Consider the following 22,649-nt stretch of genomic DNA (forward strand, 5'->3'; position numbering starts at 1 on the left):
TCTACACCCTGTCGAAAGGTTCCACGATTACGGCTAGTGTCAGTTTGAGAATGTTTAATAAGGTGCCTGGTCATGAAGGATATCTCCTTTTCGATTGTCATACCTGCATATAATGCATCAGAATCAATTATCACCACGCTTGATTGTCTGAACGAGCAAAGCTATAAAAAGTTTGACGTAATTATTGTCGATGATAAATCTGCCGATGCGCAAAAACTCGCGGAAGTGGTGAGAAGTGAACGCTACAGAGGATTAAACATCAATTTAGTACTCTCTGAGATAAAACTTAACGGGGCGGGTGCCAGAAACCGGGGTATCGACCTTGCTACCGGGGACTATGTCTGTTTTCTCGATGCCGACGATGAATGGCATAAAGATAAATTGCAACAGAACTTGAGTCTGATTGAACGGCTGGAAGGGCAGGGCAATCGGCGCTTTATTATTTATAGTCAGGTCAACATTATTCAGGATGGCAGCTTCCTTAAAGTCATGCCGCTAAAGCCGGTCGGTGAACATGAATCGATAGCCGAATATCTTTTTGGCTGCTACGGGTTTATCCAGACCAGTACCATCGTGCTAAAGCGTGAAGATGCGGCTGAAATCCGTTTTGATGAAAGGTACATCCGCCATCAGGATTACGATTTATGCATCCGTGCCGACAAATTGGGCTTTAATTTCGTGATGATAGACAAGCCGCTGGCTAATTATCATATGGTGACTCAATTTGGATCGAAGCATAAAGGGGAATCGGTTAAGTATTCTCTGTTCTGGCTGGACGCAATGAAGCCGTATCTCACCAGGCGTGATGTTCATACCTATAAAGCCTATAAGTTACCGCTGCGTTATAAGATGGACGGTAAACCATTGCAGGCCAGCCTAAGCTTTGCCCGCTACTTTTTCTTGACCAATAAAGATAACCGCACCGACTTCCTCAAGCGCCTTATGAATAAATTACGGGCGCGTTTGGGAGGAATGTAGCGGTCGCTGCAGAATAATAACGGGTAAATTTATGGCTATATATTGGATAGTTAGCTACAGCATTCTCGTTTTTTGCTTTTTTGAACTGGCGATGATTAATCAGGCCAGCAAAGCAGAAACGAAATTATTGATTAACTATTTCTTTCTGATAGGGGTGTTGGCGCTAATTTTGTTCGCTGGAATGCGCGGGCCAGATTCCGGTATGGATGATTCACAATATGTTGGATTTTTCCATGATTTTTCCCGTCAAACGGGCATGACCGGCTATCAGGCGGTAGCAGATATCTATCGCTATGAGAATTTTTTCATGTTGCTGGCGTGGTTAGCATCGTGCTTCACCCATGAGAGCTACTTCTTCCTGTTGTTTATCAGTTTTATCGCGGTGTCGACCAACGCCTGGGTTTATAAAAAATATTCGCCGCTGATCCTGTGCTCTCTGTGCCTTTACTCGGCACATCTGTTCATCAACAAGGATATGAATCAAATCCGTTTCGGATTATGTAGTGCGTTTGCTATTGCCTTTATATGTAGTCTGGTGGCGCGTAACTATTTACTCTCATTACTTTTTATTATTCTTAGTACCCAGTCTCACTCCACCGGGTATACCATCGTTATGATTATTCCTTTCTTTTTCATTCGGGAGCGTAAGTACTTGCCGCTGATAGTGGTTTTTGCATCTATCCCGTTGGGCATTATCGGTGGTAAAAAACTGTTCCTTGACTCTCTCGGAATAGTCCCAGTGTTGGGGGAGCGCGCTGCAAGCTACAGCGGAACCAATTTTGATACAACTTCCCCGGTATTCGGCCTGGCGAACCTGAAAAATATTGCATTTATTGGTGCTTTTACACTTTATTATTTCCGTAACGGAATCATGAAGGAAGACCGTTTTGTCTATATCCTTCTGGTTGCTTACAGCATAGGTGCTGCGGTACGCATCACTTTCTCTGATTTCAGTATTTTTGGTGGCAGGGTTGGTAACCTTTTTCTTCATACGGAACCGCTGTTATTTGCATTCCTGATGCTACGTATACGTAATTTATTACTGAACTTCATTATGTTGTTTTCCATTACGACTTATTATCTTGCTTATAACACGGTACTTTCTGCTCAGTCGATTCTGGGGTACAGCGTTGCGCCATTATTCAGGATTTTTAGCTAACCGCTACATATACAGATGAATGGATTGCAGAGAAAAATCTTTTAGCCAGGTGCAGGCTAGACAGATTGAGCGGCATATATCTTTTCTCTGTCATTTTGACAATATTTTTTTATCTGGCAAGTGATCAACCTGCAATTCGGGCTGAAATTATTAACAGGATGCTTAACATGTACAAGTTGTTAATCCTCATTGATGGAATATCCAACAGTGGTGGGACTGACAGGGTAGCCAGTACCTTGTCGAGTTTATTGAGTAACCATCAATATGAAGTGACCCTGTTTTCATTAAATCCAGGCGATCCCTTCTACCCTGTCGATAATAAAGTCTCTATTCGCTATCCGAAATCTTCAGTGCGTATATTAAAGCTGTTAGAGTTTATTCGTTATGCTAAAAATATGCGCCCTGATGGCATAATGATCATCTCAATGGGTAAACTTTCTGTTCAGGCACTCCTGCTGTCAAAGTTATTCCGTATTAAATCCAGGCTTATCTGTTGCGATCACGTTTCGATTGAGACTTTTAGCACTGCTGTGCGTAAGCTAAAGGTATTCTGTTACGGGCTGGCTGAGAAGGTGGTGGTACTGACGCACCATGATAAAAATTATCTTACATCATCGTTTTCGCTAAAAAACGTGCACGTTGTTGGGAACATGTCACCTTTCCATCACGAAAACAGCCTCAATCGCTTTGATGATGTTTTCGCACAGAAGCAGAACAGAGTGCTGGCCGTGGGACGCTTGACTTACCAAAAAAACTTCGGCCGTCTGCTTGATATCTGGAAAAATGTAAATAAACAGGGTTGGAAATTGCTTATTGTCGGTGATGGTGAAGAAAAGACAGAACTACTGGAAAAAATTAAAAAATATCAACTGGAAGAAAGTGCAGAGATAGTTAGCCCAAGCAAAAATATTAGCGAATACTATCGTTCATCTGGCGTTATCGCTATGACTTCACGCTATGAAGGTTTGCCGATGGTTTTAATTGAAGCTAAGAATTATGCCTTACCCGCGATAGCTTTTGATTGTAAAACAGGCCCGGCGGAAATCATTAAAGATGATGGTTATGTCATCAATTATGAAAGTGATAACGCATTTACCGATCGGTTAAATCAGCTTATTGAAAGTAACGACCTGAGAAAAGAATTCGCTCAAACCGCCTGGCATAATTCTGTGAACTATGGGCCTGAGTTAATCTTAAGAAAATGGAATGAAATCCTGAACTAAGGGGAAGGTGTCATGTTTTCAGTACTTATTTCACTCTATAATAAAGAGAAGCCAGATAATCTTGAGCAATGCCTTGAGAGTTTATATCAACAGACATTACCTGCTGATGAAATTGTTTTAGTCTATGACGGCCCGGTTAGTGAACCTCTTAAGGCGGTGGTAACCAGATGGGCTGTTTTATTACCGCTGGTTATCGTACCTCTGGAGAAAAACGTCGGGCTGGGTAAGGCATTAAATGCCGGGCTTGAGCGCTGTACGCACAATATTGTTGCGCGCATGGATACGGACGACATCTGTCTGCCCGAACGCTTTGAGAAACAAATTTCCTATATGGAATCGCATTCTGAAGTCGTTTTGTCAGGTGCTGCCGTCATCGAATTTGATGAGCATGGTAAAGAGCGGTTAAAACGTTTGCCTCTCAGCAATAGCGAGATCCATCAATTCGCCAAAATGAAAAACCCCTTTAACCATATGTGTGTTGTCTTCCGTAAGGATAAGGTGATTGCTGCAGGCAGCTATCAGCATCATCTGTTTATGGAAGATTACAACCTCTGGCTGCGGATGATGTCACAGGGCTACCCGGTGTCTAATTTGCCTGAAGTTCTGATGAAGGTTCGGGCAGGTAGCGAGATGGTGAATAAAAGGCGAGGGTGGGTTTATATCAAAAGTGAAGTTCAGCTCTATCGCCTGAAAAGGAAATTAAATCAGACCGGATTCATCCATGGCGCGATTTATTTTCTTATCCGTACCATGACACGCTTAATGCCGGTAAAAGTTATGAAGTTTCTTTATGAGAAAGACCGTAAAGGATAATAAGAAACTAACCTGTCCACATATAAAAATGCATCTGGGTGAATGAGCAATGAAACCTTGAATGAATTACGGGGCTAATTTTATGAAACGCAGAGAGTTAATTCGAACGGCATTTTCAACTATGGTGGCAACGGCGGCGCTAGGTGCTGTTCCTGCACGAGCGCGAAGCGAAGATTTGGATGCACTGACGCTAAAAAAAGTATCGGCAGATGCTATTCCTAAAACGGATGTTCCGATCTTTTCGCCTGATGATGTCTTTACAATGCCAGAGCAATTCTGGCGAGATTTTAAGGGAAAGCTTTATATTGGTAAGGCCGGAAGCGATCCCACAAAGCCGCAGAATGTGGTTGATGTGTTTGTGAAAAATGCCAATGGCGATGTTTCTCTACTTGCCCAACCCATTGTTCTGAACAGCGAGACGTTGAAAACTTTTGTTGCGGCTAAGGGCGCTCTGTGGTCTGAAAGCGAGTATTCGATGGCGTTGCATAATGACAATGACCAACAGCTTTTCTATGTTCCGGACGTAAAAAACAATGGCGTTTCAGAGTTCAGCCGCCGCCTGTCTCAACCGGGCGGTTACCAGTTAATCGGGGAAATTTCCTCTTTTGCCTCGCTGCGTCAAACCCGCCCTTTATTTTCTGGGGCGAAAGTTCGTCTCAAAGGCTGGCATGATGGTACAGAAGTAGGGGGAGGTGCTTTTATCGGCGAACTGACGGCGGCAGATGATGATGGCGGCTATATCGCTTCATCAGGGCAGGATTTCCACTGGCGACGGGTAAGTGACGATATGAATCGCATTACTCTGTTTGATTTTGGTGCCGTCGCTGATGGCCAAAAGGACTGCCTGCCTGCCGTGACTGCCATGTATCACTGGGCGCAGAATAATAACCAAAAACTATCGATCCAGTTTCCAGCCGGACGTTTCTTCATTTCATCACTTGATATTTCTGCTAAGTATGTCCGTTTTCTGCGCCTGGCAGGTGCACCGGTAAATTTTGGCTATTTTCCTGCAACCACGCTGGTCTCTGATGGGAAATCAGATTTTCTGTTTAAGGTTAATGCCCGTTGGGTGGAGCTAAGTAATATCAGTTTTGAAGGTCAGATCGAACATTCGCCTAACGGTCAGGGATTTTTCCATAATACTTGCCCGGCCGGGCAATATTTTCGCGGTTCCTGTCTCCGCTTTATCGGCGTTGGTGGTGTTTCGCTAAGCCTGATTGATACGCTCGATTGCAAGATCGATCAATGGTATGCCAGTAAATGTACCGGAGATGTTATCCGTGGCGCATGGTCATTCACTAAAAAAGGCAACTGGGATCATAACACCGCCATTGAGTTGTCCAATTTCAATGTGCAGCACTGTCGTCAGGGCAAAGTGCTTAATTTACCACGTTGTACCCAGTCTATTATCCATAATGGCTGGATTGAACATTCCGAATTTCCAGGGGATCTCTCTAACGGACAGTGGATTGTTGATGCCTTGAGTCTTGAGGCTTGTAAGAATCCACTAATAGCCCACTGTTCGCGGCTGAACATGCGTCAAACCAATTTACAGTCCGGTAGCTGGATTGATAATTCATTGGGCAATGATGAGTGGTTAAGTGCTTTTGAGCGTGGCTCCACGCGGGTGGAGTCTTATGGCATCGCCGTTGATGGCAGCATGAAATACAACTTCCTCACTTCCCGTTTCCGTATAGAAAATCACAGTTCTCAAGAAAAGTGGTATGAGCTGGGTAATATTCATACCCCCGATGTGGGAGACAGCTGGGAAATCGAAGTCTTTGGTCAGTCACAGTTCAGTAATGGCTCAGGCACTAAGGCATTAATGAACATGACCGACGATCGCAATACCGGCGGTAAAGCCATTATCAATCTGCAGCGTAAAGTGCATGGCTTTGAAGCCAGCTGGAATGTAGAAGGCAGCAGCCCGATTAACGACGTTGTGTATACCACTTTGAACGACACCGACACGCGGGTATTTATCAAACTCGCGCAGTGGTTAGGCTCTGCAGGCGTGATCATAAAAACCACCGCGAAGGATCGATTCGCTACGGGACAGTGTGCGCGTTTTGACAGCCGGATGTCGCTTTCCGAACCGCCAAAAGGGGGGAAGGTGCATTCGGCCGTACGCCGCTTCTCTCTTCATAATGGATTGGCAGGTGTCGGTGCTAACGAGCAGGGTGATTTGCTGGTCGAAACGCGGCATCTTGCTAGCGCTAAGGTCGACACCTCCAGGGCCGAAGGTTACATTTCGCTGGTGATTAATGGCCAGCAGGTGGCTGTACCCTATTTTGCACTGAAGCAGAAGACCTGATGACTGGCGGGATCATTCCGCCACGTCATTCGCGTATAAGCTCTACATTGCGCGCTGGCTCATCCGTTATTTTCGGATAACTCTATGTAGCTATTGGTTTATTATCGAAAAAGATAATTTTGTAGGATTACAATAAAACCGTGGGGTGTTATGAAGATTTTGTTAGTTGGCAATCACACATGCGGCAACCGTGGTGATGGTGCTATTTTGCGCGGAATTATTGATTCGCTTTACCTCGAAAGAAACGATCTGGATATCGATGTTATCAGTCGCTTTCCCACCAGCTCCAGCTACCTATTGCAACAGGATATTTTGCCGGATGAGCTGTTCCTGGAAACCAAAAAGTCGAACAGTCTGGTCACTAAAATTAAGCGTCGTCTGATGCCCAAAATTATGATGGCACATATCCGGGGCAGCGGTTTCTTTAAAAACTTTGCGGTACCGGAATATTTGCAGAAGTTTACCGATAAATTAAAGCAGTATGACGCAGTGATTCAGGTCGGCGGCTCTTTTTTCGTCGATCTGTACGGGCCCTTGCAGTTTGAGCACTCGCTTTGCGCCCTGCTGGCAAAAAAACCAGTCTATATGATTGGTCACAGCGTAGGACCATTCCAGAAAGAGAGATTTAACCAGATCGCTAATTTTGTTTTCTCCCGCGTAAACAGTCTGGTGCTTCGCGAAAGTGTCAGTCTGGAAATGATGGAAAAGGCGGGGATCACCACGCAAAAAGTCATCCCGGGGGCTGACACAGCCTTCCTGGTACGCACAAGAACGCTGGATGCGCCTGGCCACAACCTGATTTACTGGCAGAAACAGATAGCCGCAACTAAAACCATTGCCATAACCGTGCGTGAACTGGCCCCGTTCGACAAACGCCTGGGGGTGACGCAGCAGGAGTATGAAATGGCGTTTGGTAAGGTGATTAATGCCATGATTGACAGAGGGTATCAGGTGGTTGCCCTGTCGACCTGTACCGGCATTGATAGCTATCACAGAGATGACCGCATGGTGGCAATCACTCTGGGTGAATATGTAAAACAGAAAGATAAGTACCGCGTTATCATGGATGAATTCAACGATCTTGAATTAGGCATCCTGTTAGGTGAGTGTCATCTGACCATCGGCACGCGTTTACACTCCGCCATCATTTCGATGAATTTTGGCACCCCTGCAGTGGCGATTAACTATGAACACAAATCTCTGGGCGTGATGAAACAGCTCGGTCTGCCGGATATGGCAAGTGACGTACAGAGCCTGATGGACGGCAGCATCATTGCCAAGGTGAACGGTGTACTGGATAACTACGAGGCTGTAGAGCAGCAGGTTGCGCGGGCGGTGGAACAGGAAAGGAACCTTGGCAACAAAATCACTGCAGATGTTCTCAACAGTTTAGGGTGATCCGATGAAACTCACATTTTTCACCATGCAGTTTCCTGTTTCTTCGGAAACGTTTGTGCTGAACCAGGTGACACATTTTATTGATATCGGCTATGAGGTTGAGATTATCGCCGTTTTCCCGGGCGATTTGGTTAACCGTCATGCCGCGTTTGATCAATACAATCTTGCCGCCAAAACGCACTATCTGTTGCCTGATGACAAGGCTGGAAAGGTCGGTAAGCTGGCACAACGTCTCAAAATCATATTGCCGAAAATCTACAAACCCGGCACGCTGAAATCATTCCATATCGGGCGTTATGGCGCCCAATCCAGCAAGCTATTGCTGCCGGCCATTGTTGCCGCTAACAAAAAGCCCTTTGTGGCAGATATTTTCCTTGTCCATTTTGGCTATGCCGGTGCGTTGGCCAATAAGCTGCGCGAGCTGAATGTGTTGCAGGGCAAACAGGTGACGGTGTTCCACGGTGCCGATATTTCACGTCGCCATATTCTTGAAGAGCACAGGGACGACTATCCCAGGCTTTTCGCTCAAAACGAACTGCTGTTACCTATCAGCCGTCTGTGGGAGCACAAACTGATTGCTATGGGCTGTCCGGCGGAGAAAATTAACGTCACGCGCATGGGCATTGAGCCAGAGAAATTCAACCTTAAGCTACGTGATTCGCTGCATCAGCCGCTACGCATTCTCTCCGTGGCGCGCCTGACCGAAAAGAAAGGTTTGGCTGTGGCGATCGAGGCCTGCAAAATCTTGAAAGAGCAGGGCGGACAATTCGAGTACACCATCGTTGGCTACGGCGATCTTGAGAATCAACTGAAGACCGGCATCGCAGACGGTAACCTTGAAGACTGCGTCAAGCTGGTGGGTTTTAAGCCGCAGGAGGAGATTAAACGCTATCTCGATGAGGCAGATATATTCCTTCTTCCGTCACTGACTGCGGCCGATGGCGATATGGAGGGCATCCCGGTAGCGCTGATGGAAGCGATGGCGGTTGGGTTACCGGTTGTATCAAGCAGGCATAGTGGTATACCTGAACTGATCGAACACAATGTATCAGGTTGGCTGGCACCCGAAGGCGATGCACAAGCTCTGGCGGCTATTCTGCTGAAACTTTCCCGGGGAGAAGACGATATTGCCCAGGTAGTGCTGGCGGCACGCGCTAAGGTAGAAACCGAATTTAATCAGCATATTGCATACCGTCAGCTGGCAGAAATTTTGGAGCGGTTAGCGTGAGTAGCTTAAAAAGTCAGGCCATCTGGCTGTTCGGTGCCACCGGCTTTGCCGCTGCATTGCAGGTTGTGCAGCTTGGCGTGCTGGCACGCAAACTTGAAGCCCATGAGTTGGGTATTCTGGCCATCATTAACGCTATTCTGGCGGTGGCGATGGTGCTGCAGGATATGGGAATGAGCAGTTATATTGTGCATCGGCAGAATATCACCCGCAAAGAGCAGAGCACGATTTACTGGGTAAACGTCTTGCTGAGCCTGCTGACAGGCTTGCTGCTGGTGGCTATTGCCTGGCCAATTTCCTGGTTTTATCATCTGCCGCAGCTTGGCGGGCTGATTATGCTTACCAGCCTGAACTTTCTGGTGCTTGGGTCGCTATCGCAATATCAGGCACATTTTATTAAAGCCAAACGGATGATATTGCTGGCAAAAATCGAGATGGCGACCAAGTTACTTGCCTTTGCGTTTACGGTGATATTGCTCTATTACTCTTCACTCAATGTTGCGGCAGTGATCCTCGGTCTTTTCGCCAATGCGGCTATGCGCATTCTGTGCATGATCTGGCTCGGGGAGAAAGCGTGGCGGCCGACATTCGAATTTGATAAAGCCACGTTTTACAGCTCGCTCAAATATGGCATTTACCAGCTAGGTTCGCAGACCATTAATCAGCTGCGCACGCAGGCGGATTCCCTGATCGTCGGTAAAGTGATGGGCGCAGAGCTGCTAGGGGTTTACTCTCTGGCTAAAGAGTTGATACTTCAACCGCTTAAACTGGTGACGCCGGTGATTAACCGTCTGGCTTTACCGCGTTTTGCCGAGAAACAACACGACCCTGTCCGCCTGCAGCAGCTGTTTCTCAAGGGCACCTTCGTTATCATGCTGTTTAGCGCGATGATGTACCTGGCGATCGGTATTCTTTCTCCGGTGATTGTTCGCATGCTTTATGGACCGGCGCACGAAGCCGTGGCGCAGCTTATCCCGCTGATGTTAATGTTTGGCATGTTACGGCCGATGGGGGGCCTGACCGGAGCTATTTCACAAGCCAATGGTCGCACCAACATTGAGTTTTACTGGAACGTTGTGGCGAGCGGTATTGTGGTCATGGTGCTGGCTACGGTGTGGATCTGGCCAAATGTGTGGTATGTCGCGTTAACTTTATCGATTTCTCAGGTACTGATATCCGCTTTTGCCCACCCGTTCTTTATCAAACCGGTGATTGGCATCCGATTCTTGCCGTATGCGCGCCAGTGGATGTCAGTTTCAGCGGTGTTTATCGGAATTATAGCGCTGATTAGTCATTATAATTTGTTTATCATGCCTGAATGGTTCAGCCGCTGGTTCTAACCCAAAATTAATATTAGGGTCACTCTTATGCTTGCATTTTTATGACCAAGCCCCGCTGTAATTTTTTCGGATTAAGATTATACTTGCGAATCATCTCTTTAATGCATAATAAATTTAAGTTTTTGACATCATTCATATGGAAAAATTATGACCAAGCTGAAAGCAGTTATACCGGTTGCGGGTCTCGGAATGCATCTGCTCCCTGCGACAAAAGCTATTCCTAAAGAGATGTTGCCCATAGTCGATAAGCCAATGATTCAATACATCATTGATGAGTGCGTGGCGGCGGGTATAAAGGAAATCGTTCTGGTCACCCATGCATCCAAGAATGCGGTTGAAAACCATTTTGATACTTCCTATGAACTTGAAGCCTTGCTTGAAGCCCGCGTTAAACGCTCCCTGCTGAGTGAGGTAAAATCGATCTGCCCACCAGGTGTAACGATTATGAACGTGCGCCAACCCCAGCCGCTGGGGCTTGCCGATGCTTTGCTGTGCGCCCGTCCAATGCTGCATGATGAGGCGTTTGTGGTGGTGCTGCCTGATGTGCTGCTGGATAATGCCAGCGCCGATCCGTTGCGCTACAACCTGGCGGCGATGGTAGCACGTTTTGAAGAAACCGGACGTAGTCAGGTGCTGGCTCATCACATGCCGGAAGCCGATCTTTCAGAGTACTCCGTGATTACCACTGAGGAGTCATTGGACTTCCCTGGCAAAGTCAGCTCCATTCTGGATTTCGTTGAAAAACCCGAAAACCCAGAGATGCTGAACTCCGATCTTGCCGCTGTGGGGCGCTATGTGTTATCAGCCGATATTTGGCCCGAGCTGGAAGCGCTGGAGCCGGGTGCGTGGGGGCGCTACCAGTTAACCGATGCCATCGCCAGCTTAAACAAGAAGATGCCTGTAGATGCTCAATTGCTCAGTGGCGATAGCTTTGATTGCGGACGTAAACTTGGTTATATGAAAGCCTTCGTTACCTGGGGCTTGCGTAACCATAGTCAGGGGCGTGAGTTCCGCGACGAGATCCAGAAAATCCTGGCGAAATAATACCAAATCTGATCACCGCCGTGCCACTTGCGCGGCCTGACTGAAGGAGTTTGAATGTCTATTTTAGTCACGGGTGGAGCAGGCTATATCGGATCCCATACCGTACTTTCATTGCTGCAACGCGGTGATGACGTGGTCGTACTGGATAATCTGAGTAATGCGGCGCGCGAGTCGATTAACCGTGTTGAAAAGTTAACTGGTAAAACAGCGACCTTCATTGAAGGTGACATCCTCGATCGTGCCTGTTTGCGTCGTATTTTCAGCGCTCACTGCATTAGCGCCGTAATCCACTTTGCCGGACTTAAGGCCGTAGGGGAATCGACGCGCAAGCCGCTGGAATATTATCAAAATAACGTTACCGGTACGCTGGTGCTGCTGGAAGAAATGCGCAGCGCCGGGGTGAATCAGTTCATTTTCAGCTCATCAGCCACCGTATATGGTGCCGATGCGCCTGTACCTTACGTTGAAACCACGCCAATCGGTGGTACCACCAGCCCCTACGGTACTTCCAAGCTGATGGTTGAGCAGATACTGCGTGATTACGCTAAAGCTAACCCGGAATTCAAAACCATTGCATTACGCTATTTTAACCCGGTAGGCGCGCACGAATCAGGTCAGATTGGCGAAGATCCCAATGGCATCCCTAACAATCTGCTGCCGTATATTGCCCAAGTGGCTATTGGTCGTCTGGAAAAACTCGGCATCTTTGGTGATGACTATCCGACAAAAGATGGCACAGGCGTCCGTGACTATATCCATGTCATGGATCTGGCAGAGGGGCACCTCAAGGCGCTTGATCATCTGGAATCGATTGAAGGATACAAAGCCTATAACCTCGGAGCAGGGGAAGGTTACTCGGTGTTGGAGATGGTTAAGGCATTTGAAAAAGCGTCTGGCCGGCCGGTGGCATACCAGATTTCTCCACGACGCGATGGCGACCTGGCTGCTTTCTGGGCCGATGCCGCGCTGGCTGAAAAAGAGCTTAACTGGCGCGTTTCGCGCGGCATTGACGAGATGATGCGTGATACGTGGAACTGGCAGAGTCAGAATCCTCAAGGCTATAGCTGATTGATAGCAGTAACTAATGCAAAACCCAGCGAGTGCTGGGTTTTTTGTTAAATGAAGTTGTTGAATGTCTTTTGTTAAACATCAGGTAGTAATATCTTTTTAGTCTTAGATTAAGTATCTTATCCACTATGAAATATTAGCATTTATAATGCTGGAACGCTCAAAGCTATGCTGGTATTGCACCATTTTTCATTAGTTTTCAAAAAATGCGAATGATATAATCTCTACAGCGCATACCAGTTAGCGGCTTTTCACAACAGACAATAGTTAGCTGCATCGGCATGCTGAGAGCCTTAACTCAGGGGCGGTAGCGTGCTTTTTTTATGTGACTGCCCCTATCTTCTCCGCTACACGTCTAAACCTCAATAAAAACACAGTGTTGTGAGAAATACTATGAAAATTTTGGTAACCGGTGGTGCTGGCTTCATTGGTTCAGCCGTTATACGTCATATCATCAACAATACTGATGATGTTGTATTAAATGTTGATAAGCTTACTTATGCAGGTAATTTAGAGTCTTTGCAGGGTATCAGTGATAGCTCTCGTTATCATTTCTCTAAAACAGACATTTGCGATCCCGAGTCACTCAATCATGCATTTAATGATTTCGAACCCGACGTTGTTATGCATTTGGCTGCCGAAAGTCATGTCGATCGTTCAATCAATGGTCCGGCGGCTTTCATTGAGACAAATATAATTGGAACATATGTTTTACTCGAAGCAGCCAGAAGGTATTGGCTTGGGCTGCCAGTAGAAAGAAAAGAAGCATTTCGATTTCATCATATATCTACAGATGAAGTGTTTGGAGATTTACACGGCACAGACGATTTGTTTACCGAGCAAACCGCTTATGCACCTAGCAGTCCTTACTCTGCTTCAAAAGCGTCCAGCGACCATCTGGTCAGAGCTTGGCAGCGTACTTATGGCTTACCGGCACTAATAACAAACTGTTCAAATAATTATGGGCCATACCATTTCCCGGAGAAATTAATTCCTCTGACGATATTAAATGCGCTCGCAGGCAAGCCATTGCCCGTTTATGGTGATGGTAAACAGGTTCGAGACTGGCTTTATGTGGAAGATCACGCCAGAGCATTATATCGGGTAGCTACTGCAGGTATTGTTGGCGAAACCTATAATATCGGAGGTCATAACGAACGACAGAACATCGATGTGGTGAATACTATCTGCAGAGTCCTCAATCGTCTTGTAGTCGATAAGCCCCGCGGTATTACTGACTATTCTGTACTTATCACTTTTGTCCAGGATCGTCCGGGACATGATTTACGCTATGCGATTGATGCAACAAAAATTGAAAAAGAACTGGGCTGGTTACCCGAAGAAACTTTTGAGACGGGACTTGAGAAGACCGTCCGCTGGTATCTGGAAAATACAGAATGGTGGAAACGGGTTCTGGATGGATCCTACGCTGGTGAAAGATGTTTAGAGGTAAAGGATTTTTGATATGAAAGGAATTATCTTAGCAGGAGGATCTGGCACACGTCTACATCCTATCACTCGAGGTTTATCAAAGCAGCTCTTGCCGGTTTATGATAAGCCAATGATCTACTACCCTCTTTCAGTGCTAATGTTGGCGGGCATTAAAGATATCCTTATTATTACCACACCGCAGGATCTGAGTTCATTTCAAAGATTACTTGGTGATGGTGGTGATTTTGGTATTAACCTGCAATTTGCAATACAACCCAGCCCGGATGGATTAGCTCAGGCATTTATCATTGGCGAGAAGTTTATTGATGGTGACGAATGTGCTTTGGTTTTAGGTGATAATATTTTCTTTGGTCAGGGATTTGCTCCAGTTCTTGAGAATATCGCTGCCAAGAAAACAGGTGCAACCGTATTTGGCTATCAGGTAAAGGATCCGGGTCGTTTTGGTGTTGTAGATTTCGATCAGGCTTTTAAAGCCCTTTCAATTGAAGAAAAACCTGAGAAGCCAAAATCAAATTGGGCAGTAACAGGTCTGTACTTTTATGACAAAAATGTAGTCGAGATGGCAAAAAAAGTAAAACCATCTCACCGTGGTGAATTAGAAATTACTGCACTAAATGAAATGTACCTTCAGAATGGCTTGCTTGAGGTTGAGTTATTAGGGCGCGGGTTTGCATGGCTAGATACCGGGACTCATGATAGCTTGATTGAAGCATCACAATTCATACATACCATTGAAAAAAGACAGGGTTTAAAAGTAGCCTGCCTTGAAGAAATCGCTTTCAGAAAAGGTTGGATAACCAAAGCGCAACTAGCTGATTTGGCAAAATCGCTTGAGAAAACTGATTACGGCAAATATCTTCATACTGTCATTAGTGGCTAGATCTCAGGCAGACACTACTGAATTTTGAACACATTTTATTCAATTAAGAGCTAAATATAGCAGGATGCTGAATTTAATACATATTTGCAAACAAAGTAGGTGAGTTAAAGGAGTTACCATGCCAACGGTTTTGATATTAGGAGGTTCAGGATTTATAGGAACCAATTTGATTGCATTTTATTGCAATAAAAACTACAAAGTTATCACTTTTGGACGTTCAATGCCGGTAATTGAGCATCCTAATCTTGAGAAGATTGTGGGTGATATCAGAAACTTGACTGATTTAGAATTTGTATTTAATAATCATAAAATAGATTTTGTTTTTCACTCGTTGACAAGTATATCAGCAACGGATTCTTTTGGTAGCTGCCAAGATTTAGTGTCAGTGAACTTGTCTTGTTTAATTGATATTATCTCTTTGATGAGAAAGTACAGTGTATATAAATTGGTGTATTTTTCATCCGGCGGATCCATCTATGGCGTATCGGATGCCCCAATCGATGAGCGGCACGAACTATCTCCGGTCAGTTTCTATGGGTGGATAAAGGAAGTTTCAGAACGTTATCTGGCATATGAAAATCGAACAAATTCTACATTCAATTATTTGATATTACGTCCTGCTAATGTCTATGGACAATATCAAAAGTTGAACAGGATAATCGGTGTCGCCTTAAAAAATGCAATTAAAAAAGAAGATATGCATATATATGGCGATGTAGGTATTTGCAAAGATTATATACATATAGATGATGTCTGTGAGATGACGTACGCATTAGTCAACAATAATTACTCTTGGAACGATATATATAACATTGGTTCGGGAAAAGGGACGAGTTTGAAAGAAATATTGCACTACGCTGAAGTCATTAGCGGTAATAAATTGAATTTAGTAATGCACAATAAAAAGGTCGGAGATATTAGCTACAGCATCCTCGATACTTCTAAAGTTCAGACTAAAATTGGTAAAAGAAGCTTCATATCAGTCTATGAAGGGATGAAAAGCATGCATATGTATGTACATCATCAGCTAGGTACTGATTCTGTTACGAGCTAATCAATTTTAATGCTAGCTTGATTTTAAATCTGTAAAACCTTCCCCGTGAAGTAATCTAATGATGAGAAAATTATGAAGTTTAGTATAGGTTACCTTTATGATTTGGTAACAGTCATAACTGAAAAAGAACTTAAAGTCAGATACAAAAGCAGCTTCTTCGGGTATCTTTGGTCTATAGCAAACCCTTTATTGTTTGCCATGATATATTTCTTCATTTTCAAACTTATTATGAGAGTTCAAATACCAAATTATACCGTATTTATTATCGCTGGGTTATTTCCGTGGCAGTGGTTTGCCAGCTCGACCGTCAATTCACTGTTTTCTTTCTTATCAAATGCTCAAATAATAAAAAAAACAGTGTTTCCACGTTCAGTGATCCCGCTTTGTAATGTGCTTATGGAATGCCTGCACTTTCTCTGTACAATCCCGGTTATACTTGTATTCCTCTTTATCTATGATATGCGCCCAGCACTTAATTGGATCTGGGGTATTCCGCTAATTGGGTTGGCTCAGATTATATTAATGCTTGGTATTGCCCTGATTTTTTCAACGCTCAATCTCTTTTTCCGTGATTTAGAAAGATTTGTAAGTTTGGGGATCATGTTACTGTTCTATTGCACACCAATTTTATATTCTGCAGAAATGATACCTCAAGAATATAGATGGCTAATTGACTATAATCCTTTTGCATCAATGATACTTAGTTGGCGGGAATTGTTTATGCATAATACACTTAACTATGGCTTAGTGAGTGAACTTTACGTATACGGTGCAATTTTCCTACTTCTTGGCAGCTTGATCTTCAATAAGCTTAAACATAGATTTGCAGAGATTTTATAATGAGTGTTGTAATTGAATTCATTAATGTCACCAAATCATATCCGCTATACCATCACATCGGTTCAGGTATCAAAGAGCTTGTTTTCAATCCAATTAGGGCCTTGAGTTTATTAAGCGGTCGCAGTTATCTTGCAATTGAGGATATAAACTTCAGGGTGGAAAAGGGGGAATCCGTTGCTTTAATTGGCCGAAACGGTGCTGGAAAGAGTACGTCCCTTGGTTTGGTTGCTGGTGTATTAAAACCGACAGCAGGTGAAGTGAACGTTGTCGGACGCGTGGCATCGATGTTGGAGCTCGGTGGTGGATTTCATCCGGAGTTAACGGGTAGAGAAAATATACGGCTTAATGCCACTCTTCTGGGATTACGCCGCAAAGAGCTTAACGCTCGAATAAACGACATTATAGAATTTTCTGAGTTAGGTGAATTCATTGACGAGCCTATACGAGTTTACTCTAGCGGTATGCTGGCAAAACTCGGTTTCTCTGTTATTTCGCAGATTAATCCGGACATTTTAATTATTGATGAAGTGCTGGCAGTAGGCGACATCGCTTTCCAAAGGAAATGCATTAACACTATTAATGAATTCAAGAAGAAGGGTGTAACCATTCTTTTTGTCAGCCACAATTTATCCGATATCGAAAAAGTTTGTGATCGAGTTATTTGGATCGAGAATCATCGCTTAAAAATGACTGGCAAATCCAGTGAAGTTATCAGTGCCTATAAGATTGCAATGGCATAAAATTATATCAAGAGTCGACATTGAATGAAAATTTCTATCTACACATCACATCATAAACCAAGTGCTTTTTTGAGTTCTCCAGTAATTAAACCCCTTCATGTAGGCAAAGCTAATTCTCTTGATGAGATATGCTGCCCGGGAGATGACAGCGGGGATAGTATTTCGCTAAAAAATCCCTTTTACTGCGAACTAACCGCTCATTATTGGGTTTGGAAAAACACAGACATCCCTGACTATGTTGGTTTCATGCACTACCGGAGACATTTCAATTTTTCTGATGATCAGTATAAAGATGAAGATGTGTGGGGCATGGTCAATCGCTCTGAAATTAATACTGACTACGAAAATGAATTTGGTTTGAATGAAGATTCAATAAAAAAGTGCATTGGTGACGCAGACTTGCTTCTGCCTAAAAAGTGGTCGGTTAAAGCAGCTGGAAACATAAATAATTTTGAGCATTATAAAGCTTCTGATCACTTACACATTGAAGACTATCAAAACGCACTCGACATTCTAACTAATAAATACCCTGAGTACCAAACTGATGTAACTAAATTTAATGATGCACATAATGGTTATTATACTAATATGTACGTTATGAAACGTGACCTTTTTATAGAGTATTCAGAGTGGTTGTTCTCAATTTTGAGCGATCTGGAGGAAACTCTCTACTTTAGAAATTATTCACAGCAAGAAAAAAGAGTATTTGGACATTTATCTGAAAGACTCTTCAATATTTTCATTATCAAAAAGATTGGCGACTCAGCAATAAAAATAAAAGAAATACAGCGCACTTTTATTAATAAAGAAAAGTTTAATAGTTATCTTTTACCGCAGTATATCAACAACTCAGTACCTATAGTGATCTGCTCTGATGATAATTACGCAATGGCATTAGGCGGGCTGATTAAATCAATACTAAACAATGCAAGTAGTGTAAAAAACTACGATTTGGTTATTTTAGATAATGGATTGTCTGATAAAAACAAGAATCGAATACTCTCACTCATTAATAATATAGATAATTTCTGTATTCGTTTTTTCAGCGTACATGCTTTTGATGAAATAAAAGATGTTCACATCAGACCACCCTTTACTATCGCGACATACTCAAGACTATTTATTCCTCGCCTTTTTAGGGGTTTTAAAAAGGTAGTATTTATTGATACTGATACAGTTGTTGAAAGTGACTTGGCTGAACTTATAGATATTCCATTAGGTAATAAACTTGTCGCAGCTGTCCAGGATATCGTAATGGAAGGATTTGTTCAGTTCGGAAGTATTGCGGAGTCTGATGAAGGTGTACAAACAGCTGGGGAATATCTCAAAACCAAGCTCGCTCTAAGCAAGCCTGAAGAGTATTTTCAGGGTGGTATTATGGTCTTCAATATCGATGCAATGAATAAAGAGGATATTTTCTCCAGGTTGATGAATGAGCTCAAGGGACAAAAATTCTGGTTTCTGGACCAAGATATTATGAATAAAGTATTCCACGGGCGTGTACATTTTCTACCATTGGAGTGGAACGTATATCATGGTAATGGCCATACCGATACCTTTTACCCAAATCTTAAGTTCTCTACATATAGTCGTTACCTTAAGGCTAGAAAAAATCCAAAAATGATTCACTTTGCAGGTGAGAATAAGCCCTGGCATACTGATAAAGTGGATTATTACGATAACTTTATCAAAAATGTCCAAGGTACTCCTTGGGAGCTGGAAGTTTATTCGAAACTTCTTCATTTATCTGTCCCAACCGCAACAGTTCATACTAAAAATATTAAGATAGAATTATTGCAGACAAAGATAAAAAGAAAATTACTCCCATATCTCGATAGAATTGCTCCACGAGGAACACAGCGTCGAAGCGACATAGCCCGTATCTATTATAAAATTAGACGCAGAATTTTAGGTTAGGAAAAAAAATGAGTAAAAAAATATTAATCGTAGGCGCAGGTTTTTCTGGTGTCGTCATTGCCCGTAAACTGGCTGAAAATGGACATACGATTCGTATTATCGATCGTCGTAATCACATCGCAGGTAACTGCTATGACGCTCGGGATCAGGAAACGAATGTTATGGTTCATACCTATGGACCACATATTTTTCATACCGATAATAAGGAAGTATGGGATTTCGTAAATCAATTTACAGTTATGATGCCTTTTATAAATAGAGTCAAGGCGACTTACAAGGGCAGAGTTTTCTCACTTCCAATTAATTTGCACACGATTAATCAGTTTTTTAATAAAACATGTAGCCCTGATGAGGCAAAAAAACTGATTGAAAGTAAGGGGGATAGCTCAATCGAGTCTCCTGTTACCTTCGAGCAGCAGGCACTGAGGTTTGTAGGTAAAGAGCTATATGAGGCATTCTTCAAAGGATACACAATTAAACAGTGGGGAATAAAACCTTCTGAGCTACCGGCTTCCATACTCAAACGGTTACCGGTGCGATTCAACTACGACGACAACTACTTCAATCATAAGTACCAAGGTATGCCAGAAAAAGGTTATACTGAGATGATTGAAAATATGGCTCAGCACCCAAATATCACCATTGATCTTAATGTTGATTATAATAATGAAGAGCGTAGCTTATACGATCATGTTTTCTATAGTGGCCCTCTGGATGCTTTCTATAAAAATAAATTCGGTCGATTAGGCTATCGCACACTGGATTTTGAACGTTTTAGTTACAATGGTGATTATCAAGGATGCGCGGTAATGAATTATAGCGAGCAGGATGTACCTTATACTCGCATCACTGAGCATAAATATTTCTCTCCTTGGGAGAGTCACAAAAAATCTATTTGCTATAAAGAATTTAGTCGATCCTGTGAAGAGTCAGACACCCCATATTATCCAATCCGCCAAATGGGAGAGATGAAAATCTTGCATAAGTATCTCGACCTCGCCGAAAAGGAAGAAAATATTACTTTTGTAGGCCGTCTGGGTACATATCGTTATCTCGATATGGATGTGACGATTGCTGAAGCACTGAAAACTGCTGAGACTTATCTTGATTCAATCAATGATAAAAACAAAATAATGCCGGCGTTTACGGTATGTGTAAGATGAGAACAGTTGCATTAATTGTCACTTATAATCGGCTGAACAAGCTAATGTTGTGCTGGGCCTCAACGGCCCGCCAATCATTTGACGATATTGTTATTGTCAACAATGCTTCTACCGACGGAACTAAGGAGTGGCTTAATACTATAGTAGATACGAGACTACATCGACTTCATCTATCTGATAACTCTGGTGGGGCCGGTGGGTTTAAAAAAGGTGCTCAATTTATAAAAGATAATATCAGTGCCGATTGGGTTTTCATCTATGATGATGATGCTTATCCTCAAGAAGATATTGTCGAATGTTTTGATAATATATCCGAAGTTAACAGATACGATGCATATGCTGCAAAGGTGATTGATTCATCTGGCGATGTTTGTAAAATGAATGCACCTTGGATGAAATATCCCGTTAGCTTCAGAGAAAATATTGCGTATCTGCGAGAGCCTCATTCTTATTGTGTTAGTGGGGAGCGTCGAGAGGAAATCATTTCTTTTTCTTTTGTAGGTTTGATAATAAAAAGAGATCTTCTTTGCGATACTACTAATTATATTCACGACGACTTATTTATATACTTTGATGATATCTACTATTCATACCATCTTCATCTTCGTGGCTTTCGTCTACACTACTTGCCGGAGATAACTTTCACGCATGATATAAATACGAGTGCAAAGTCTATAGAGCCAAGCTGGAAAGTTTATTATCTTGTCAGGAACTTACTGCTTGAAAGTAAATATTTCGGTTCTGATGGGCCGTTCTCATTGTGTTTCATTTGCATGCGCCTGATAAAGTATTTTGTTATATCTTTCAGACAACCATCTCCTGTGCAGTATATCAAATACTTCTTTAAAGCTTTAGTTGATGGGCGTTCACTCAAAACGGGACGGCGTCATTGATAGGTGTTCTTTCATGCATAAGATCTGCTATTTTATCAATACTGACTGGTATTTTGATTTACATTGGTTAGAAAGAGCTTTGTCAGCCAGAGATAATGGTTATGAGGTTAATATTATCTGTAATTTTGATAATGAGATCATCTATGAAAAATTTAAAGGTTTGGGACTCAAATGCTACAAGCTTAATGTTCATTCACAGTCTCTAAATGTGATACGGTTCACGAAAAGTGTTTGTAAATTTTTTGCCATTATGAAGAGTATCTCCCCGGATATCTTACATTGCATTACTATTAAACCAATAATTATTGGTGGGTTATACTCATTTCTTAGAAAGAAACCTGTTGTTCTTAGCATTGTTGGTTTAGGTAGACTTTTTGATGGTAATACTCCATTTCTAAAAATATTGAAATATTTCATCACTAAAGTTTATAAACTTTTTTTCAAAAATCCCAAAGCTTTGTTCATTTTTGAACATAACTCTGACAGAGATAAGCTCTTGACGTTAACCCATGGATCCATTCATCAAACTGCAGTCATTGATGGAGCCGGCGTCAATACAGATCAATTTTGTTATCAACCTGAACCTTTAAATGAAGTTCCAATAATATTGTTTGCCAGTAGGTTGATTTGGTCTAAAGGTCTCTATGATCTCATTCAAGCAAAAGTAAAACTCAAAGATCAAGACGTGAATTTTAGGATACTTGTTGCGGGAATCGCTGTTACTGACGATAAAGATGCTATACAGGATTCTGTAATGCAAAAATGGGTGGAAAATGGATGGATTGAATGGCTGGGCATGTCTGAAGACGTTGCCCAGCTGATCGGGGGAGCTAATCTCGTTGTGTTACCTTCTGTCTATAATGAAGGGATCCCCAGAATTTTACTCGAATCATGCGCAATCGGCCGTGCTTGTATTTGCTATGATAGCGGCGGTTGTGGAAGCCTAGTTATCGATGGTGAAAATGGGTTCCTGGTGACTAAACACGATGTTGATTCACTTGCTGAACGCATCAGCTATCTGCTCCAATACCCTTTAGCTAGAAAAAAAATGGGCAGGCGTGGTACAGAAATCGTTTCAAAGAAATTTTCTTCTGAAATCATTATAGCTAGCACGCTTGCCGTCTATAAAAAATTAATATAACGCCATT

At 43.0% G+C, this 22,649-nt stretch carries 19 protein-coding genes; all 19 read left to right on the forward strand.

The window, feature by feature from the left end; genetic code table 11:
• Positions 1 to 72: 72 nt before the first annotated feature.
• The 19 genes from EPYR_RS07035 (at position 73) to EPYR_RS07125 (ending at position 22,642) form a co-directional block, all read left to right on the forward strand.
• On the forward strand, positions 73 to 978 hold the full coding sequence (locus EPYR_RS07035; protein WP_012667710.1) for a glycosyltransferase family 2 protein: 906 nt from the start codon (positions 73 to 75) through the stop codon (positions 976 to 978).
• A 31-nt stretch (positions 979 to 1,009) separates the two neighbouring features.
• Positions 1,010 to 2,137: an EpsG family protein gene (locus tag EPYR_RS07040; protein WP_012667711.1), complete on the forward strand. Its 1,128-nt coding sequence runs from the start codon at positions 1,010 to 1,012 to the stop codon at positions 2,135 to 2,137.
• A 167-nt stretch (positions 2,138 to 2,304) separates the two neighbouring features.
• Positions 2,305 to 3,360, forward strand: a complete 1,056-nt coding sequence (locus EPYR_RS07045) for a glycosyltransferase family 4 protein (RefSeq protein ID WP_012667712.1) — start codon at positions 2,305 to 2,307, stop codon at positions 3,358 to 3,360.
• Positions 3,361 to 3,372: 12 nt separating this feature from the next.
• Positions 3,373 to 4,173, forward strand: a complete 801-nt coding sequence (locus tag EPYR_RS07050; RefSeq protein WP_012667713.1) for a glycosyltransferase family 2 protein — start codon at positions 3,373 to 3,375, stop codon at positions 4,171 to 4,173.
• Between the two features lie 82 nt (positions 4,174 to 4,255).
• Entirely contained in the window at positions 4,256 to 6,487 is a 2,232-nt protein-coding gene (locus EPYR_RS07055; protein ID WP_014538792.1) for a phage tailspike protein, read from the forward strand.
• Between the two features lie 150 nt (positions 6,488 to 6,637).
• Positions 6,638 to 7,885, forward strand: a complete 1,248-nt coding sequence (wcaK, locus tag EPYR_RS07060; RefSeq protein WP_012667715.1) for a colanic acid biosynthesis pyruvyl transferase WcaK — start codon at positions 6,638 to 6,640, stop codon at positions 7,883 to 7,885.
• Between the two features lie 4 nt (positions 7,886 to 7,889).
• Positions 7,890 to 9,113 carry a glycosyltransferase gene (locus EPYR_RS07065; RefSeq protein ID WP_012667716.1) on the forward strand — a complete coding sequence of 408 codons (1,224 nt, stop codon included), beginning with the start codon at positions 7,890 to 7,892 and terminating at the stop codon, positions 9,111 to 9,113.
• Positions 9,110 to 10,450, forward strand: coding sequence for a lipopolysaccharide biosynthesis protein (locus tag EPYR_RS07070; protein WP_012667717.1), 1,341 nt, complete (start codon positions 9,110 to 9,112; stop codon positions 10,448 to 10,450). Before EPYR_RS07065 ends, EPYR_RS07070 begins: the two co-directional genes overlap by 4 nt.
• A gap of 147 nt (positions 10,451 to 10,597) precedes the next feature.
• The gene (gene galF / locus EPYR_RS07075; RefSeq protein ID WP_012667718.1) at positions 10,598 to 11,494 is read left to right on the forward strand and encodes a UTP--glucose-1-phosphate uridylyltransferase GalF; all 897 of its coding nucleotides are present in this window, start codon (positions 10,598 to 10,600) and stop codon (positions 11,492 to 11,494) included.
• Positions 11,495 to 11,548: 54 nt separating this feature from the next.
• Entirely contained in the window at positions 11,549 to 12,562 is a 1,014-nt protein-coding gene (galE, locus tag EPYR_RS07080) for a UDP-glucose 4-epimerase GalE (protein WP_012667719.1), read from the forward strand.
• A gap of 393 nt (positions 12,563 to 12,955) precedes the next feature.
• The gene (gene rfbB, locus EPYR_RS07085; RefSeq protein ID WP_012667720.1) at positions 12,956 to 14,026 is read left to right on the forward strand and encodes a dTDP-glucose 4,6-dehydratase; all 1,071 of its coding nucleotides are present in this window, start codon (positions 12,956 to 12,958) and stop codon (positions 14,024 to 14,026) included.
• Between the two features lies 1 nt (position 14,027).
• A complete protein-coding gene (rfbA, locus tag EPYR_RS07090; protein WP_012667721.1) occupies positions 14,028 to 14,894 on the forward strand; it encodes a glucose-1-phosphate thymidylyltransferase RfbA in 867 nt (288 codons plus the stop codon).
• Positions 14,895 to 15,012: 118 nt separating this feature from the next.
• Positions 15,013 to 15,948, forward strand: a complete 936-nt coding sequence (locus EPYR_RS07095) for an NAD-dependent epimerase/dehydratase family protein (RefSeq protein WP_012667722.1) — start codon at positions 15,013 to 15,015, stop codon at positions 15,946 to 15,948.
• Positions 15,949 to 16,020: 72 nt separating this feature from the next.
• On the forward strand, positions 16,021 to 16,788 hold the full coding sequence (locus tag EPYR_RS07100) for an ABC transporter permease (RefSeq protein WP_012667723.1): 768 nt from the start codon (positions 16,021 to 16,023) through the stop codon (positions 16,786 to 16,788).
• Positions 16,788 to 17,528, forward strand: coding sequence for an ABC transporter ATP-binding protein (locus EPYR_RS07105; RefSeq protein WP_012667724.1), 741 nt, complete (start codon positions 16,788 to 16,790; stop codon positions 17,526 to 17,528). Before EPYR_RS07100 ends, EPYR_RS07105 begins: the two co-directional genes overlap by 1 nt.
• A 24-nt stretch (positions 17,529 to 17,552) precedes the next feature.
• Entirely contained in the window at positions 17,553 to 19,445 is a 1,893-nt protein-coding gene (locus EPYR_RS07110) for a DUF4422 domain-containing protein (protein ID WP_012667725.1), read from the forward strand.
• 8 nt (positions 19,446 to 19,453) lie between these two features.
• Entirely contained in the window at positions 19,454 to 20,608 is a 1,155-nt protein-coding gene (gene glf, locus EPYR_RS07115) for a UDP-galactopyranose mutase (protein ID WP_012667726.1), read from the forward strand.
• The gene (locus EPYR_RS07120; RefSeq protein WP_014538793.1) at positions 20,596 to 21,501 is read left to right on the forward strand and encodes a glycosyltransferase; all 906 of its coding nucleotides are present in this window, start codon (positions 20,596 to 20,598) and stop codon (positions 21,499 to 21,501) included. The genes glf and EPYR_RS07120 overlap by 13 nt, the downstream gene beginning before the upstream one ends.
• Positions 21,502 to 21,514: 13 nt before the next feature.
• A complete protein-coding gene (locus EPYR_RS07125; RefSeq protein WP_012667728.1) occupies positions 21,515 to 22,642 on the forward strand; it encodes a glycosyltransferase family 4 protein in 1,128 nt (375 codons plus the stop codon).
• The last annotated feature ends 7 nt before the right edge of the window (positions 22,643 to 22,649 follow it).

The sequence above is a fragment of the Erwinia pyrifoliae DSM 12163 genome, assembly GCF_000026985.1.
Lineage (GTDB): Bacteria > Pseudomonadota > Gammaproteobacteria > Enterobacterales > Enterobacteriaceae > Erwinia > Erwinia pyrifoliae.